We start from the raw sequence: 16,457 nt of genomic DNA, 5'->3' as shown, positions 1-16,457 counted from the left end.
GTGATGGTTGAGCAGAAAAATTTACAAGAATTAAGAGATTCCTTATCTATCAAGCCTGATAATGCAGGGCTTAAACATACAATCAATCGTAAGAGCACCTTTTTGCCATTTACCACGAGGGGTACGGAGCGACCTAAGTTCCGTAAGGGATTTGAAGGCGTTCTAGGTGAGTTTACCCGTAATATTTCATCAAATCATTTGAGGGAAAAGTTGAATCTTGAGGATTTGATTAAAAATATCAGCCAGGTAGTTGATGTTTCAGAAGAGGATAAACCATTCTTTGAACAAATACTACGCCTGTATTTACAAGATAAAAAGGGCAATATTAAAGTGTTCCACCCACACGTTTTTCAATACCTGCCCTTTAATGAGGGCCCTGAAATGAAAGGGGAACAGGAGATTGCCAAATTTTTGTCCGATGTCTTGATAGAAGCGGATAAGGAATTCGGGAAAATGTTTGAAAAGAATTCATCCGATGATTTAGTGGCGAAGTTAGTATTACATCAACTTGCCGGGGTGGAGAAGACAGATGCTAAAATAAAATATTCAAGCAAACTTCCATACATTTCAAAGATGTTTAAAGAGGATTTCTTGTTTTTGGCGCAACATGAGGATTACTTTAAAAGTCATTATGAAATATTCTTAAGTTATTATTACTTTTTTTATATTAACCAATTGACTTTAAAGATGTCTCAAAAAGCAAAAGGTAAACTCGATTTAAACAATGAAGTTTTTTACACTTTGGATTGGGAAGCAACGAGTAAAAATCGTAAGAGCTATGGTTATGGTTACCAAATGATCAAGGAAGCCGCACGTACTCTATTAATTGATATCAATAGTTTAGAGCATTTGAACTTCTTGATGGGAACGGATGATTCCCAGAGTTATTCTGAATTGCAGCTGACATATGAACAGTTGCCTTCTGATGAAAAAGAGGTGCTATTGGGCCTGCTTAATCAATGGATAGTGGAGTATCGCTTTCATCTAGCTCTACCCGAACAAAACTTACCTGAGAATTTAACATATGAAGATCTGGTTGCAAAGTTATATTCAAGCATTGAAGAGGCATACGAAAAGCCGACGATGCAAGGTCCACGAAATCGGTATAGTTTGTCAATTGAAGAAATCGGAAAAAAGTTCTTCCTGAAAACAAGGGGTTCATTAGGTTACATGTTGAATGTTAGCCAGGATTTATTATTGTTGTTAACCGCACTTAGTTTGAAAAAAGAACGAAAGTCATTAAAGCAGGTTTTCCTTGATTTGGAACTTCGGGGCTTATATTTAGATAGATATTCCCGAGAAGAAATCGTTAAATTATATGATAAATTGAATTTGTTAGACAAAAAGAGTGATAGTGGGGATGCCCAATATGTTAAACCAATTTTATAAATACCTATCTGAGAAATTAATCAATTATTTTAATCAAGTCACTTTACAAGGTGGAGAACGTTTTTATCTGCAATTTGATAATGAGGAACAAGTTAAAGCGTTTTACGAGTTCCTGGAATCTGATGAAACATCAGGCATTTTTAGATATCAGCATCATCAAGGCTCCCCGTATACAACTTTTTCGCTTCAATCCGGAAAAGTAAAAATCGTCGTTGCGGCAACATCCGAAAATGTGACCCCCGATTTCTTGGTAACACTTCGGAATCAAGTGGGGGAACAGAAGGGAATTTGGTCAGGAACGGCATTACTGAGCATTTGTCATGAAACACTGGACAGTATAAGGGGTGGAAGTAGTGACTTACAAAAAGAAGGAATGCCTTTCAATGTAAAGTCAATATTAAGGACTTTGAAAGAAGAAATCGAAAAGAATAAGTTCCTAGCAGCCGATCAAAAAGAGTTGTTGAAATTTCACCTTAACAAAAAATTGGAAGAATCTTTTATTCAATCATCATTATGGGATTATGAAGAGATATTAGGCTTCCTATCACAAGGACAGATAAAAAAAGAAGACTATTCCCATTTAGGACTTTTCTATGACGGGAAATTGGATCAGTATCCTCAAAGCCAAATGAAAAAAAGATTGGAAGAAAACTATGCTTTATTCGAAAAAGTGCAACATATACATGAATACGAAAACCTTCAAAATCAGTTGGAAAAAATATTTGATGATAAAGGTGTCCAAGCCTTACGTAAGGAAAGTTGGAATGAACTAGACTATGGATTTGTGAAGGAATCAGCAGATAATGTAGTAACTGGACGTACTCTTGGTTATATTGAAAGTCCGAAAAAGAAATCCAGTGAAGGGTTATTCTATTGGGAAAAGCCTCACAAAGATACCAAAGTTGGCCAAAGAAAGCGGCATTTGATTGTTTTTAATACAACAAAAGAAAGCCAAGTAAATCTTACCTTTGAATTTGATGAGCGTCTAAAAAAAGAATTCATCCATAAAAAATCCGAAAACTTGTGTAGTGTATCAGGGAAAAAGCTAGTGATGTCCCTAGCTCATGAACCTAAGAGCACCACTTTCCACCAAGTCGTCTATACACATAACAATCAATCGAAATCCAAGTATGATTTCAATATTGCCATTGTTGAATGCGACCAGGATTTCTTGGGGGAAATTAAAACACTATATGAAGTCAATAGTAAAACCAAAAAGATTATTTTAAATAAAAAAGACGAAATGATTACCTTTGGAGATAAAAATTCTGGTAGGAATGAAATATTCGTTGAAGAAGAAAACCAAGTCATCATGGAATCGGATCATGGGATTGAAATTTCAAATGCCTCTTCAGCTTGGAATGATGATAACTTACATTTCCAGATACAAAAGAATGGAGCTCTAATTCCATTCAATATAAAGGAAGAAATCTCTAGGGTAACACCCATTACGGGAAGAAGAATATGGAAACTTAAAAGGGAACAGTTAGAGGATTTCCATTTTGATGTCGAAAATAATAAGTTAAAACAAAACACACGTGAGTTTTCGGCACGTGAAGAAATAAAAGTATATTTATTGGATGAAAAAGAGTGGGTAGGTAAAGGACTTTTCCATGCGAAGCGAGAGGTAACTGGGCTTGAAGGTTTTAATCTTGATTTAAACGTGGAAATTGAACGGGCTTATAACGATTTGCTTGGGTATTATAAATCGCGAAACTTATTACCTAGTCTTTCATATATGAACGAAGAGCTTTTTGATTTATCCTTAAAGTACGTAAATTCTTTCATTGGATTGATTTCGGGAATTCAGGAGAATGTAATTTTGGCGGAACAATCCAAGAACTTATTTAAACTTGGAACAATCATAGAAGAAGATAAAATTTCATTTACACCTTTACACCCTTTAAATGTGGCATATCAATTGGAAATCAATAAAAGGTTGAAGAATGAGCCAATAGAATTGCATATATTGGATAGGCTACATCCCAATAATTTACTTCCATATATTTATGGGGAGGATAAAGAAATCTATCGCCCAATAAATCAGAAAGATGCTCCAGAATGGATGATTTATGAGCCGATGCAAAAAGTGGCAATAGGTGAATCAAATGCGTTCCTAGCTAATGTAGTGGAGGAAAAATTAAATCAATTCGTGCAGCACTTCCCTTTTCTATTTTTAAAACAATCTAAATCACCGATTCAAATAAATGTAATTAACATTAGTAATGATCATGAGGTGGTTAGAGGACTCATCAATTTCATCAAAAAGCAAATTGATAAAAAAGGTGCATCTGAAATCGTTCCGATTGAAGTTGCCCTTTATGATGATAAAGCTTCCGTCAGTGCCTTCGAAAAGTTTTCCATGAATGACGATGTGGAAGAATTTGAAGCAACGTTCAATGTATCATTAACTACCAAAAAATTGGATGCAGTTGATGTTTTAAGGTTGATTCGGGAAAACGTGCTCTATTATAAACCATTGAATGTAAATGAATATGGTTATGCCCATATTTCGTTTTATAAAATGATATCGAACGATTCACCAGCTAAAAATAAAATCCAGGATATTGATACTGGCTTGTCATTGAAAGGGCTTCTTTCATCCATATCATTCTTGGAAACGGAGAAGGATTATCGTACTGGTTTTGGGTTGAAGAACGCTGAACATCAAACCAATGAACTTATCTCTATTGCCATTTGTTTGAATGAGTTAGCCAGCAACCTCGATAGCGGGGGTACCAACCCTTATCGTAAGGATGAAACAATTGTTACAAGAACAGCCAATTATGATGAAGATATACTGAATCAATTGTATGATACGTCATATTGGGTGACTTTTATAGAACCTAATGTTGATTTGAACTTTTTCCAAAGTGCATCCCGGAACCTATTGGTAATTCATTATAGTGATCAATATTCGTCCTCCACACAGTATGATGCAATCACCGTTACGGATAAATCAGCACAATATAAATTAATAATCGAGCAATACCTAGCTGGTCAGGAAATCAATGCTCAGCCAAGTCAAATTGAAACGGCAATTCGTGGGTTCAATAGTTTGAATGGAGAGTGGCTACTCCGGATAATCGGCAGTAAAGGACAATTTTCCCGAGAAAAGGTAAGTATCATTTCAGCGATACGTTATATCCTCAGTACTTTGGATCACGAAAACATTCTTTGGGTACCTATATCATTAGAGGAAGTATTACGTATTGCAGGAGCAGTAAGGTTAACGAAAAGTGAAGGTGTATTTTCTGCGAAAAACCTTAATGTCAAAGGTATGCATAGTGATGATTTGCTTTTGATTGGCATTGAAACCAGAGGTGAGGATACCTTTGTGCATTATTATCCAGTAGAAGTGAAAATAGGTTTTAATCAAGAATCGACTATCGTTAAAGCAAAAGAGCAAATTAACAAAACTCAACAATTGTTTAAAACGCAATTAGCCAAATATAATGAGGATGACCAAGCATTATTCAAAAATGAATTCTTTAGGAACTTCTTCATCCAATTGTTATTGTCTAATGCTGAGAAATTGATTGATAATAATATCTGGCCCGAAAAGGATTACTCCCAAGTCCATTCCCTTAAAGAAAAATTGTTGAATGATGATTATCAATTAAGTAACCATCTTCAACCGTTTATCGGAAAAGGAGCGGTGTTATCCTTTAAGAAGGAACAAACATGGAGAGCGGTTAGACTGGATGATGATATTTTGGTCGTCGATTTAACTGAGGATGATGGATACTCAGGTGTGATCACTGAGATTGAAACCCTTAAAGCTAATATTAGAAGTGCAAAAACAGACATTAAACCAGAAAGTTTACTGTTCCATAAATATCGATTTAAAATAGTGGAGCCCACTGATCCACTGCCCGAAGATGTTACGGGAATAACTGGTATAGAAACACCAAAACCAAAACCAGAACCAGAACCAGAACCTGTTATCGTGGACCCGAGTATTCCAAACATTCCTGAGTTGAAGGATGTTAGGGTCCTTTTAGGAACTGTAGAAGGATCCGCAAAAAAAGTGTACTGGGAATACGGTCATCGAGAACTAGCAAATCGCCATATTTTGATTTCTGGAAAGTCAGGACAAGGAAAAAGTTATTTCATCCAATGTTTATTATTGGAATTATCCAGAAGCGGAATTTCCAACATCATTTTTGATTATACGGATGGATTTAAAAATTCTAAACTTGAGCCACAATTCAAAGAGCAATTAAGTGGGAGTTTGGAACAATTCCTCGTTGCAAGGGATAAGTTTCCGATCAACCCTTTCAAGCGTAATCAAAAGGAACTTGATGAGGATGAATACATGGATGAGGATAACACGGACATTGCAGAACGAATTAAAGGTGTATTCTCGTCGGTATACAAAGATTTGGGAATCCAACAGCAAAATGCCATTTATGAAGCTGTACTTCGCGGGTTGGATAAGTATGGGGACAGCATGGATTTAGAACTGCTTTTAGTGGAACTTGGGGAGGACAATACAGGTCCAGCCAAAACTGCACGGTCCCAAATCAAGCCACTTATAGATAAAAATCCATTCAAGAGCGATGGCGAATATAATTGGCAAAAAATTTTATCTCAAAAAGGTAAAGTGTTCATAGTTCAGCTTACAGGCTATAATCGGGATGTTCAGATGATGATTACTGAATTCATTTTGTGGGATTTATGGAATTATCAATTAAACCATGGAGATAAGACTAAACCTTTGGCTGTCATTTTAGACGAAGCCCAAAATTTGGATCACCGTGAAAAGTCTCCAAGCGCTAAAATTTTGTCGGAAGGAAGAAAGTTTGGCTGGTCAGGTTGGTATGCCACTCAATCATTCAGAGGTCAGTTTACCATCGATGAAATTTCCAGGTTGCAAGGTTCGAGTCAAAAAGTTTATTTTATGCCACCCGAAAATGAAATTAGTTCAATAGCCGCCAATCTCGCTCAAGATAGTCTTGCAAGAAAAGAATGGGAACGCAAATTATCCACATTAAAAAAAGGGCAATGTGTCGTTTCGGGACCTATGCTTCAGGACGATGGTACATTGAAACATAGTATGCCGATTGTAATTGATATAAGTTCATTGGATGAAAGATTGGAATGAAATACAGAAGGCTCCTGTTTTCTAGGAGCCTTTTAATATTTTTATTTTGTCTATCGTCTTGATATCATTTACATTGTACCCTTTCTTAATTAATGCTGCGGCATTTATATTTTAGTTCTCCATAGTATGGGTATTTAAAAATGGAATCATTAATTCTTTTACTATTACTTCTTTACACTTTAAAATGATAGAGATAGGATATATAATATTAAACTATTATACTCAGTAGCAAAGAGAATTTAAATAAATTATTTAAGGTAATCCTTGATTCTTTAGGGGATTATCATTCATTATAGGTATAAAAGCCGAAAGGATGTTCGGTCATGATAAATGCAATTGAATTGTTTGCGGGGGTCGGGGGGTTTCGCCGTGGCCTAGAAGCTGCAAAAGGATTTGAAGTGGTTTGGGGTAACCAATGGGAACCATCAAAAAAATCACAGGATGCTTTTGAATGTTATGCAAGACAGTTCGAAAAAGGCGTTCACTCCAACGAAGATATTACAACAGTGGACGAAAAGATGTTTGTAAATAAAGGGATTGAATTAATTGTAGGCGGATTTCCCTGTCAAGATTATTCAGTTGCCAGGGGTCTTTCCGGAGAAAAGGGAATCCAAGGTAAAAAAGGGGTGCTTTTCTGGGAAATAATGAGGCTAGTGGATGGAATCAGGCCAAAGTATATCTTGCTGGAAAATGTGGACAGATTATTGAAGTCACCATCGAAACAGCGGGGAAGGGACTTTTCCATCATGCTGGCAAGCTTCAGGGATAAGAATTATTCGGTTGAGTGGAGAGTAGTTAATGCCGCTGAGTATGGACAAGCCCAGAGGCGACGCAGGGTCTTCATTTTTGCTATAAGGAACGATACGCCGTATGCCATAAGCAGATTTAACGAAGGTGAAGCCGCCATGCTGCATGAGCGAGGTTTCTTCGCAAATGCATTCCCGGTGAAGTTGGAAATTTCCACAAAGCATAAGCCCGATTGTTTCATGATGGAAGAAGATCTTTTGGAAATATCGGATTCATTCTCGAAGACTTATTTGAATGCAGGGATAATGAGAAATGGCAAGGTTTATACTGAGCAACTGGTTCCCATAGAGGAGAAACCACGTATGTTAGGTGAAATCTTACAGTCAGGTGTCGATGAAAAGTATTATTTGAACGAAAGTGCAATCAACAAGTTTAAAGAGTTTAAAGGGCCGAAAAAGATTGAGAGAATTGCTGTGACTGGGCATAAATATACCTTCTCCGAAGGTGGGATGGCTTTCCCGGATGCTTTGGATAAGCCCGGCCGTACGATGTTGACAAGTGAAGGGACAGTGAATCGGAGTAGCCATGTGGTGGAAGACCCTGAAACGAAAAGGCTTCGCATCCTTACCCCGGTGGAATGTGAACGATTGAATGGGTTCCCTGATCATTGGACGGAAGGAATGTCCGAACGGATGAGGTACTTCTGTATGGGAAATGCCTTGGTGGTCGGACTTGTTGAAAGAATGGCCAAGCGAATTCTCGAAATCGAGGAAGAAGATGCGGAAGCCATTAAAGTGAATCCACAACAACTACAACTTAGTTTATATTAAATTTAGAGTGGTCCCTGGAAAAATTTTCAGGGGCATTTTTATTGTGTCTCATCTTCCTTGGCATTATCGATGAAAGTGGTGATTTTTTCGATGGTATTATCAAAATCCTTCCTTATTTCATGCTCCCATATTCGCAGGATATGCCAATTTCCATCTGTATAATATTTTGTGATTTCTAAATCGCGTTCTTGGTTTCTCTCAAGCTTCTTCACCCAGAAATCTATATTGCTCTTTGGCATTTTTCCGTGTATCGGGCAAAAGTGCCAAAAGCACGAATCGATGAATATGACGACTTTATACTTTTTGATGGCGATGTCTGGTGTTCCCATCATCCCCCTGACATTCCTCCTGAATCTATACCCCCTGTGCCATAGTTCATGTGAAACGAACGTTTCCAGCTTCGAAACGGCTTTAATGGTTGACATGATTTTACTCCGGGTATCTTTCGTCTCTGGTAATCGTGCTTTATTTTCCATTTGAAGAGTCCCCTTTCAGGAAGAGAAGTGTTGTCCATACTTTAATAGTACCAATTCTTCAGGTTTTCAAACATTGATTTAATTTCAATTTTAATTACTATATAAGAGAAAATTAAGAGAAAACTGTAAATCCGTAATAGTATATATATAATGGTATATATGTACCGTTATAATTCTGGATAAAATGAATTTTATTGAAAAAACAATGAGTGAAGAAGAAGCGGTAGTTCAAATTGAATCGAGATACAAAAAGGGTTATGTTGATTTAGGGACCAATAGCTCATCAAGTCGAGATGCGAATAACCAAAAATTTCAAGAGGTAATTAGACTATAGAATTAAAAGGAGAATAAAAAATGATTGAACCAAAAGCTTATGGATCATTTGTTAAAAGGGGAGAAAATATTTATAGAACATCAGCTTTCATTCAGTGGGGAGATTCGAAAGAGTCTATAGGGGCATGCATTTTACAGAATCCCGGATCAGCCAAACTTGATAAAAAATTAACTCAGTTACTTGATACAGTGGGTTCCGCCAGTGGTTGGTTAGCAGAAGATCCCACCATGAAACAGTTAGTGTCCATTGTCGAAGGGATTTATGGCGTAGATAAGCCTATTTCAGGTCGATTCCATATCTATAATATTTTCAACCTACAAAGTCCTACCTCAGTGAATGCCATTGATCATTTGGAAAATCTTGTCTCATCCGGGAAATATGACAATTCCGAATCATTAGTTAAAACAGATGAATTAAAATTGCATCCTTGGATTCTTCTTGGCTGGGGTGTTAGACAAGAGAATGGTTGGAAGAACTATCGACTGATAAAGGAGAAATGGCATAATCTAATAAGAGAATCAAAAGTACCTTGTTTTGGGAAAAAGCATCATAAAAGTGATGACTACTATCACCCATGCCCTCTCATTTCATCAAACAGACCCATGATGGCAAAAGAGCTGATAACGTTATACAAGCAGAAGTTTTGTATTCAACGATTTACAAGCTACGCAACAAAGCCTAATTTAATTCTCGAATCGAAACAGGTCGAAAAATATGACGATAAAGATGAACACTTCCATGGATGGTATAGGACGCCTGAAAATCCTGAATCAATTGTAAAGGGATTTTCTCACTTGAGCATCCAAAACGGTTATAAGCTAAGGGCGTATCAATTCAGTGATGGTGGTGGTAACGGAAATGGAATCGTGTGGGCAATTCCTGAAGAAAAGGAGTTACAGGATTCTGCAGATTGTGAGCGGTTGGATGAGTTTCTATCACCGCCAAAACCGGCAAATGCATTGTCGGATTATATGCAAGTCATCGAAGGAGATAAAACCCCTTTATCTTATTTACAGGCAGCGATCTCATATCATGAATTAAAAGAATTTGGAGCTCAATGGCATGGTACATCTTGGGGCAGAAATGTTATCTTGCCACAGCAAGAGGAATCAGGAGAAGAATCATTTGGGCGTTACATATATAATGAATGGGAAATGATCGAGGAAGAGCCTGAAATAAAAGAGCCTTATTTTTATTACAGTAAGGAAGGCAACCCCGTCATTGTATTTCAAACCATAAATGATATCGGCACAGTCACATGGAATAAGTACGTACATGTATTCAGTAAAGATGACTATACATTAAAAGTTGAACAAACATGTATTGCTACAGGAGGTTGTGGAATTATATTCTAATGGGTGGATTTATTGAAAGATACTTGGATCAAGACACTCCCCCAGATATATAGTCCTCATTTTTATGGGTGCTTGAAAAGACTAAAAGAGATATCCCGCCCCAGGGATGTCTCTTTTCCCAATGAACTTATAACACTCATCATCCCCTCATGCGTTACTACTTCTATCATACACGGTCCAAGACAATCCACTATCTGTTTGACGTCAGTCGCATATGTTAGACTTGAAAAGCTTAAACAGAGGTCATAAATATATGACAAATTATATTATTGGCCAACAAACATGATTTGACTTAGAAGCAGTAGAGAAAAAAATAGTGGCTACCATGTTTAACAAATGGTAGCCACTATTTTTTCATGAAAACCCACCCATCACCCCTCCCGAGCTACCTCCACTTTCTTCCTTACACGAGCACCCTTCCCAAAAACAACCGAAAGTACCACGATCACGGCGATTACAATCGTAAAATAGGTGATGGATTCGTTTAGGAATAGGGTGGCGAATAGGATCATCAGAAAGGGCTGCAGGTATTGGATTTGGCTGACTCTGGCTATTCCGCCCATGGCCATGCCGCTGTACCAGGCGACGTAGGCGAGGAATTGGCTGACGATGGCGAGATAGATGAAGCTGATCCAGGCTTGGATGGGCGCATGGAGCATTTCCGATGTTACGCTTAGGGCGACCGGGATGATGAAGAAGGGGGCGCCGATGATGATTGCCCAGGCGATCACCTGCCAGCTGCCTAGTTCCTTCGCTAATTTTCCACCTTCCGCGTAGCTGAGGCCGAGGATGATCACGGCTGTGAGTAAGGCCAGGTCGGCATATTGCAGGGAACCGAATCCAAGGTGGAGGGCATAGATGATGACCGCCAAGGAGCCGATTGCGCTTGAGATCCAGAATTTGAGCGAGGGGATTTCGCCGGCCCGAAGCATGGCAAATCCGGCTGTCGCTAATGGCAATAGCGCCACTTCCACTGCGCCATGGGAAACGGGCAGGTCTTCCATGGCCCACGAGGTGAGGAGCGGAAAGCCTAAAACGGCGCCGAGCGCAACGATCAGGAGACTTTTGAATTGTCGGGGTGAGGGGAATTTTTCCTTGCGAACGATCAATACGACCGCGACTAACATGGCCGCAACGACCGTTCTGCCTAAGCCGACGAGCGTCGTGCCGAAATGCTCGACGGCAATCCTCGTGGCAGGGAGCGTCAGGCTAAAGCAAATCACCCCGACCAATCCCACTAATAACCCCATTTTTTCTCTTTTTTCTCCCTGCATTCTATCCAGCTCCCATTCTGTTAGTTGTTTCAGATTTGTACCATTTATCAAAATAGTTTTGCTATAATTAACATAATATGAGTACAGAGATGAAAAATAAACCAGTTTTTTGTTAATCTGTCCTGGTACAGATGGAGGGAGGGCGACAGAATGAGCTCGAAATACGAAAAGATCATGGCGGACATGAAGCGCCGGCTGGAGGAAGGGGTGCTTACTGCAGGGAGTAAGCTTCCTTCTGTTCGGCAGGTGTCCGTGGATTATGGCTGCAGCAAGAACACGGTCATGAAAGCTTATGATGAGCTTGAAAAAGAGCATGTCATTTATTCGGTTCCGAAAAGCGGATATTATGTGGTCAATGACTTTCAACAAGCGAGGGAGGAGCAGGAGGTGATTGATTTTTTGTCTGCCGGTCCGGATAAAAATATCATGCCTTATGTGGAATTTCAGCATTGTTTGAATCAGGCGATTGACCAATATAAAGAAGAGCTTTTTGCCTATTCCGATCCACAAGGGCTGTACTCGCTGCGCGTGCAATTGGTGAAATATCTGCAAAGTTTACAGGTGTTCACCGAGGCGGAAAGATTGGTCGTTGTATCTGGCTCGCAGCAGGCCCTTCATTTATTGGTATCCTTGCCGTTTCCAAATGGGAAAAATAATATTTTAATTGAACAGCCTACGTATTTCGGCTTCATCGAGTCCCTCCATCTGCAGCAGGCTACCGTTTTTGGTATAGAATTAACGATGGAAGGAATCGATCTTGAGCGGCTGGAATACATGTTTCGAAATAATGATATAAAATTTTTCTATATCGTCCCGAGGTTTCACAATCCGCTTGGACATGGTTATACGAATCGTGAAAAGAAAAAAATCGTTGAGCTGGCGGAAAAATACGATGTCTATATCGTCGAGGATGATATTTTAGGAGACCTTGATCTTGATTCGAAAGCTGATCCGTTATTTTCCTTTGATCCTTCGGGGCGGGTGATTTATATTAAAAGCCTTTCGAAAATTTTTCTCCCGGGGTTAAGGATTGGTACGGTCGTTCTGCCAGCAATCATGATGAGGGATTTTTTGCAGGCTAAATTCTGTATGGATTTTACGAGCTCGGCCCTTTCCCAAGGTGCGCTGGAGATCTATTTGAAAAGCGGGATGTTCAATAGCCATCTCAAAAAGGTAAAAGAGGTGTACCGGAAGAAGATGCGCATCGTGCAAGAAGCCTGTGAAGCATGGCTGCCGGCTAACACCAGTTTTTCGAAACCAGCTTCAGGTTTTTATCTTTCGATCAGCTTGCCTGAGAATGTAAAGGCGAAGCAGGTCGTCCAGCTGCTGCACGAGCAGCATGTCTATGTGGATGATGCCTCCAGGATGTTTTTACCTCCATATAAAAAAGAAAACCTGATCCGATTGAGTATCTCCCAGGTGAATGACAGCCAAATTATCCCGGGGATCAAGCTGTTGGCTGACTGTATTGCCGTCCTTGACAGCAGGAAAAATCGTAGGCAGCCCACTAACTTCTTGCCCATTTAGGATTACCGCCACAAAAATAGAGCCCTCCAAAATTTTATGGAGGGCTCTTCATTATAAACCGTTACGGCAGCACATTGCCTGCCGCGCGATAGATGCTATACCATTCTTCGCGTGTTAGCTTGATTTCGGTTGCCTGGCAGCAATCCCTTAAGCGGCCTTCATTCATCGTTCCGATGACCGGCTGCATATGCGCGGGGTGGCGCAGGATCCAGGCGATCGCGATCGTCGTGTTGCTGACGTCATATTTGCGAGCGACTTCATCAATCTGTTTGTTCAATTCAGGGAACTTCTCGTTTCCGAGGAATACGCCTTCAAAAAATCCGTATTGGAACGGTGACCAAGGCTGAATCGTGATATCGTTCAGTCTGCAAAAATCGAGCACACTGCCGTCGCGGTTCACGGCTTGTTCATTTTCCATGTTCACATTAAAGCCATTGGAAATCATGTTGGCGTTCGTGATGCTTAATTGCAGCTGGTTGGCCACGATCGGCTGCTTGACCGATTTTTTCAGTAGCTGGATTTGCATCGGATTTTGGTTGGAAACGCCGAAATGACGCACTTTTCCTGAGTTTTCAAGAATATCGAAGGCTTCCGCCACTTCTTCCGGCTCCATCAACGTATCCGGGCGGTGAAGGAGGAACGTATCCAGATAATCCGTCTTCAGGCGCTTCAGGCTTGCGTCCACCGATTCGAGGATATGTTCCTTGGAAAAGTCGAACATCCCCTTGCGTATGCCGCATTTGGATTGCACGATGATCTTTTCCCGGATGCTTGCGTTCATCCCGATCGCGTCGGCGAATATTTCCTCACATTCGCCGCTGCCATAAATATCGGCATGGTCGAAGAAGTTCGCGCCCAATTCCAGCGCCGTTTGCACAAAGTGCTCCGCCTCGGTCTTGTCCAGCGAATTGATTCGCATGCAGCCGACTGAAACGACCGGCACCTCTAATGTACTGCTTCCAAGTTTCATTGTCTTCATTGAATGATATCCCCCTTATTTGTAATCGCGTACATGGTGTGTGAGTCCGTCACCTGCAAAGAAGAAATGTGCCAGGCCTGTCTTCACGTCACGAGTAAATCTGCCTCTCTCTTTTTGATTGTGACACACACTGCCAGTAGTTTTCAAGATTTAGCAACCGGTTACAGAATTCGGTTGATGTTTGGCGGATGCAGGTGGTGCCTATGAAGCAGGTTATTGTGACGGAATTCCTTTACATACTGGGGCAGCGCCAATGGCATTCTAAACTAAATCTAAATTAATGAGAACAAAAGGCGCGCGACGCCTGCGGGAAAAACGTGACCAATTAATTTATAGGGGGAGGTGTAGAAAGCGCCGAGGAGGCTCCCGGACCTCCTCTTGATAAGCGAGTGCCTGGAGTTGGAGTGAAAATGCAACATTACAAATTTATACAATCTAAAAAAAGCAGGCCAAACTCTACCATCATCGAGTTGGCCTTTCGTGTTTTAACCTCTACGGATGAATCGTCACCAATGTCCCGATCGGAACGATTTTAGATAATTCCTCGACATCCTTGTTGTGCATGCGAATGCAGCCCTTGGATACGGCTCTCCCGATCGAGCTTGGATCATTCGTTCCATGAATCCCGTAATGTTCCTTGGATAAACTCATCCACATCGTACCGAATGGGCCGCCGGGGTTGGGGTCTTTATTGACGATGATGAACCGGCCTACAGGGGTTCCGAACAATATCCTGCCAACGGCGATCGGGTATTGTTTTTGCAGGACGCCATCCTTCAGCAGCCTGAGTGTACGGTTGTTTATCGAGACATCAATTTGATAGGGAAGGGAGTCAGGTGGTGGAAAGCCGGGTATGACGATTGCTTGACCAGGGTAGATGACGTTAGGGTTTATGGTCGGGTTAGCCAGGATGATCGCTGCCAGCGGCGTCCGGTAGTCTTTGGAAATCTGCCCGAGCGTTTCCCCTTGCTTGACTGTATGGATCATCTAATCACCTCCATCGGATATCTTCGTTACCTTACATTGTATGTAGAGGAGAAAAAGTGTTTCGTGAAGCTGTTGTTATCTGTTTTTAATAATACGTATTGGTTCAGTAAATAAGCAGAAAAGGAACCGACATGAATGTTTGATACAATGAATTTTTTATCGAGTTGGATTTGACAGTGAAAGAGGGGGAATATAGGTGGAGGAGCATGTGAAAAAGGCGCTAGTGGAATGGAATGAAGAAATTAGCGATGTGCTGAATGGAATTGAAAAGGAATATGAGGACGTGAAACGGGAGCTTCAGGTTTATTCCTATAAATTCAATATCACCAAGCAGGTTGTCCAATCGACGATCAATGATGAAATTATCCGCAACATCCGTGAGATGTATCATAAACCGTTTGAACAGAAGCTGAACGAGTTGAAGGGATCGATCAAGGAGCTGGAGGAAAAGAGAAAGGTTTTCCACATGTTCGTTGATAAGATTGCGAAGGTTAGTGAAAGGGAGGAAGATAAACCGCAGGCATCCACCATCTAAGAGGGCGCCTATATCCCCGCGGCGCTGCTTTGCTTTGTCCTTGTTTACATACGGCACCAACATGGGTATCATGCTATAAAAAAGGAAAGTAGGGTATATGATGTGGAATGCGGTCTTTTGGGGAGGGGTTTCAGGTTCTGCTGTCCTGCTTGGCGCACTTGCGGCCATTTTCATTCCGATCAAGAAAAACGTCATTGGCTACATCATGGCATTCGGAACGGGGGTGCTGATCGGGGCGGCTGCTTATGAGCTGCTTGCCGATTCGGTGGATGATGGGGGCATCTGGGCAACGGCAATCGGCTTTATAGCCGGGGCCGTCGTGTTTACGGTCCTGGATTTCCTTGTTTCCAAAAAAGGTGCCGATCAACGGAAACGATCGAATAATAGCTCGTCGAAGGAAGCGGGCCTGGCGATTTTCATCGGGACGGTGATGGATGCCATCCCGGAGTCGATCATGATTGGCGCCAGCCTGTTAAGCGGCGGCTCGGTAAGCTGGCTGTTGGTGATTGCCATCTTCATCAGTAATATTCCCGAGGGGCTCTCTAGTACGACAGGCTTGCTCAATAGCAACTATTCCAAAAAGAAAATCATGCTGCTGTGGTTTTCCGTGCTGGTCATCTCGTCCCTATCCTCGATGGGTGGCTATCTGTTCCTCGACCATGCCCCGGATTATGCGATGGCAGCGATGGCAGCCTTTGCAGGCGGCGGCATCATCGCCATGATTGCGTCCACGATGATGCCGGAAGCCTATGAAGACGGAGGGCCGATCACCGGGATATTCACCGCTGCCGGCCTGCTCATCTCCTTGATTCTTGATTCGATGTGAAGCATGGAAGGGTCCCCTTGAAAAGTTGGGGACTTTTTTTGTGCCGGATCACCATGATAAATCTATCATCATCGAGAAAAATTGCTGGTGT

At 41.0% G+C, this 16,457-nt stretch carries 11 protein-coding genes; 7 read left to right on the top strand and 4 right to left on the bottom strand.

All coding sequences use genetic code 11. The features are described from left to right. The first annotated feature begins 3 nt into the window (after window positions 1-3). The 3 genes from dptG to dcm all read left to right on the top strand — a co-directional run bounded on the left by dptG (window position 4) and on the right by dcm (window position 8,073). Entirely contained in the window at window positions 4-1,389 is a 1,386-nt protein-coding gene (gene dptG / locus AS888_RS03065; protein WP_061140730.1) for a DNA phosphorothioation-dependent restriction protein DptG, read from the top strand. Continuing rightward, window positions 1,370-6,496: a DNA phosphorothioation-dependent restriction protein DptH gene (gene dptH, locus AS888_RS03060; RefSeq protein WP_061140729.1), complete on the top strand. Its 5,127-nt coding sequence runs from the start codon at window positions 1,370-1,372 to the stop codon at window positions 6,494-6,496. Before dptG ends, dptH begins: the two co-directional genes overlap by 20 nt. 323 nt (window positions 6,497-6,819) lie before the next feature. Next, complete coding sequence (gene dcm / locus AS888_RS03055) at window positions 6,820-8,073, top strand: DNA (cytosine-5-)-methyltransferase (protein ID WP_061140728.1); 1,254 nt, start codon at window positions 6,820-6,822, stop codon at window positions 8,071-8,073. Window positions 8,074-8,111: 38 nt separating this feature from the next. On the opposite strand, the gene AS888_RS03050 is transcribed toward dcm, so the two are convergent. Continuing rightward, complete coding sequence (locus tag AS888_RS03050; RefSeq protein ID WP_061140727.1) at window positions 8,112-8,549, bottom strand: very short patch repair endonuclease; 438 nt, start codon at window positions 8,547-8,549, stop codon at window positions 8,112-8,114. A 354-nt stretch (window positions 8,550-8,903) separates the two neighbouring features. Here AS888_RS03050 and AS888_RS26640 point away from each other — a divergent pair, with 354 nt between their 5' ends. Beyond that, window positions 8,904-10,238, top strand: coding sequence for a hypothetical protein (locus tag AS888_RS26640; protein ID WP_061140726.1), 1,335 nt, complete (start codon window positions 8,904-8,906; stop codon window positions 10,236-10,238). A gap of 371 nt (window positions 10,239-10,609) precedes the next feature. Here AS888_RS26640 and AS888_RS03040 read toward each other — a convergent pair whose 3' ends face one another. Then, a complete protein-coding gene (locus AS888_RS03040) occupies window positions 10,610-11,512 on the bottom strand; it encodes a DMT family transporter (RefSeq protein WP_061140725.1) in 903 nt (300 codons plus the stop codon). Between the two features lie 150 nt (window positions 11,513-11,662). Between AS888_RS03040 and AS888_RS03035 the strand changes: the two genes are divergently transcribed. Beyond that, window positions 11,663-13,039, top strand: a complete 1,377-nt coding sequence (locus tag AS888_RS03035; protein ID WP_061140724.1) for an aminotransferase-like domain-containing protein — start codon at window positions 11,663-11,665, stop codon at window positions 13,037-13,039. 61 nt (window positions 13,040-13,100) lie between these two features. Here the strand turns inward: AS888_RS03035 and AS888_RS03030 are convergent, their stop codons facing one another. Next, window positions 13,101-14,018, bottom strand: a complete 918-nt coding sequence (locus AS888_RS03030) for an aldo/keto reductase (protein ID WP_061140723.1) — start codon at window positions 14,016-14,018, stop codon at window positions 13,101-13,103. 492 nt (window positions 14,019-14,510) lie between these two features. Further along, window positions 14,511-15,005, bottom strand: a complete 495-nt coding sequence (locus AS888_RS03025) for a L,D-transpeptidase family protein (RefSeq protein ID WP_061140722.1) — start codon at window positions 15,003-15,005, stop codon at window positions 14,511-14,513. Window positions 15,006-15,201: 196 nt separating this feature from the next. Here AS888_RS03025 and AS888_RS03020 point away from each other — a divergent pair, with 196 nt between their 5' ends. Together AS888_RS03020 and AS888_RS03015 are read left to right on the top strand one after the other, a co-directional pair. Next, complete coding sequence (locus AS888_RS03020) at window positions 15,202-15,540, top strand: hypothetical protein (RefSeq protein WP_061140721.1); 339 nt, start codon at window positions 15,202-15,204, stop codon at window positions 15,538-15,540. 100 nt (window positions 15,541-15,640) lie between these two features. Further along, window positions 15,641-16,366, top strand: coding sequence for a ZIP family metal transporter (locus AS888_RS03015; protein ID WP_061141039.1), 726 nt, complete (start codon window positions 15,641-15,643; stop codon window positions 16,364-16,366). The last annotated feature ends 91 nt before the right edge of the window (window positions 16,367-16,457 follow it).

Source organism: Peribacillus simplex (assembly GCF_001542915.1).
Taxonomy (GTDB): domain Bacteria; phylum Bacillota; class Bacilli; order Bacillales; family DSM-1321; genus Peribacillus; species Peribacillus simplex_B.
Note: the sequence above shows the minus strand (reverse complement) of the source record. Positions and strands in the feature narration are given on the sequence as shown.

Excerpts from the sequence above, each read along its gene's own strand:
- dptG (WP_061140730.1), top strand. The coding sequence starts at position 4 with ATGGTTGAGCAGAAAAATTTACAAGAATTAAGAGATTCCTTATCTATC.
- AS888_RS03040 (WP_061140725.1), bottom strand. The coding sequence starts at position 11,512 with ATGCAGGGAGAAAAAAGAGAAAAAATGGGGTTATTAGTGGGATTGGTC.
- dptH (WP_061140729.1), top strand. The coding sequence starts at position 1,370 with ATGTTAAACCAATTTTATAAATACCTATCTGAGAAATTAATCAATTAT.
- AS888_RS03030 (WP_061140723.1), bottom strand. The coding sequence starts at position 14,018 with ATGAAGACAATGAAACTTGGAAGCAGTACATTAGAGGTGCCGGTCGTT.
- AS888_RS03035 (WP_061140724.1), top strand. The coding sequence starts at position 11,663 with ATGAGCTCGAAATACGAAAAGATCATGGCGGACATGAAGCGCCGGCTG.
- AS888_RS03050 (WP_061140727.1), bottom strand. The coding sequence starts at position 8,549 with ATGGAAAATAAAGCACGATTACCAGAGACGAAAGATACCCGGAGTAAA.
- AS888_RS26640 (WP_061140726.1), top strand. The coding sequence starts at position 8,904 with ATGATTGAACCAAAAGCTTATGGATCATTTGTTAAAAGGGGAGAAAAT.
- dcm (WP_061140728.1), top strand. The coding sequence starts at position 6,820 with ATGATAAATGCAATTGAATTGTTTGCGGGGGTCGGGGGGTTTCGCCGT.
- AS888_RS03015 (WP_061141039.1), top strand. The coding sequence starts at position 15,641 with ATGTGGAATGCGGTCTTTTGGGGAGGGGTTTCAGGTTCTGCTGTCCTG.
- AS888_RS03025 (WP_061140722.1), bottom strand. The coding sequence starts at position 15,005 with ATGATCCATACAGTCAAGCAAGGGGAAACGCTCGGGCAGATTTCCAAA.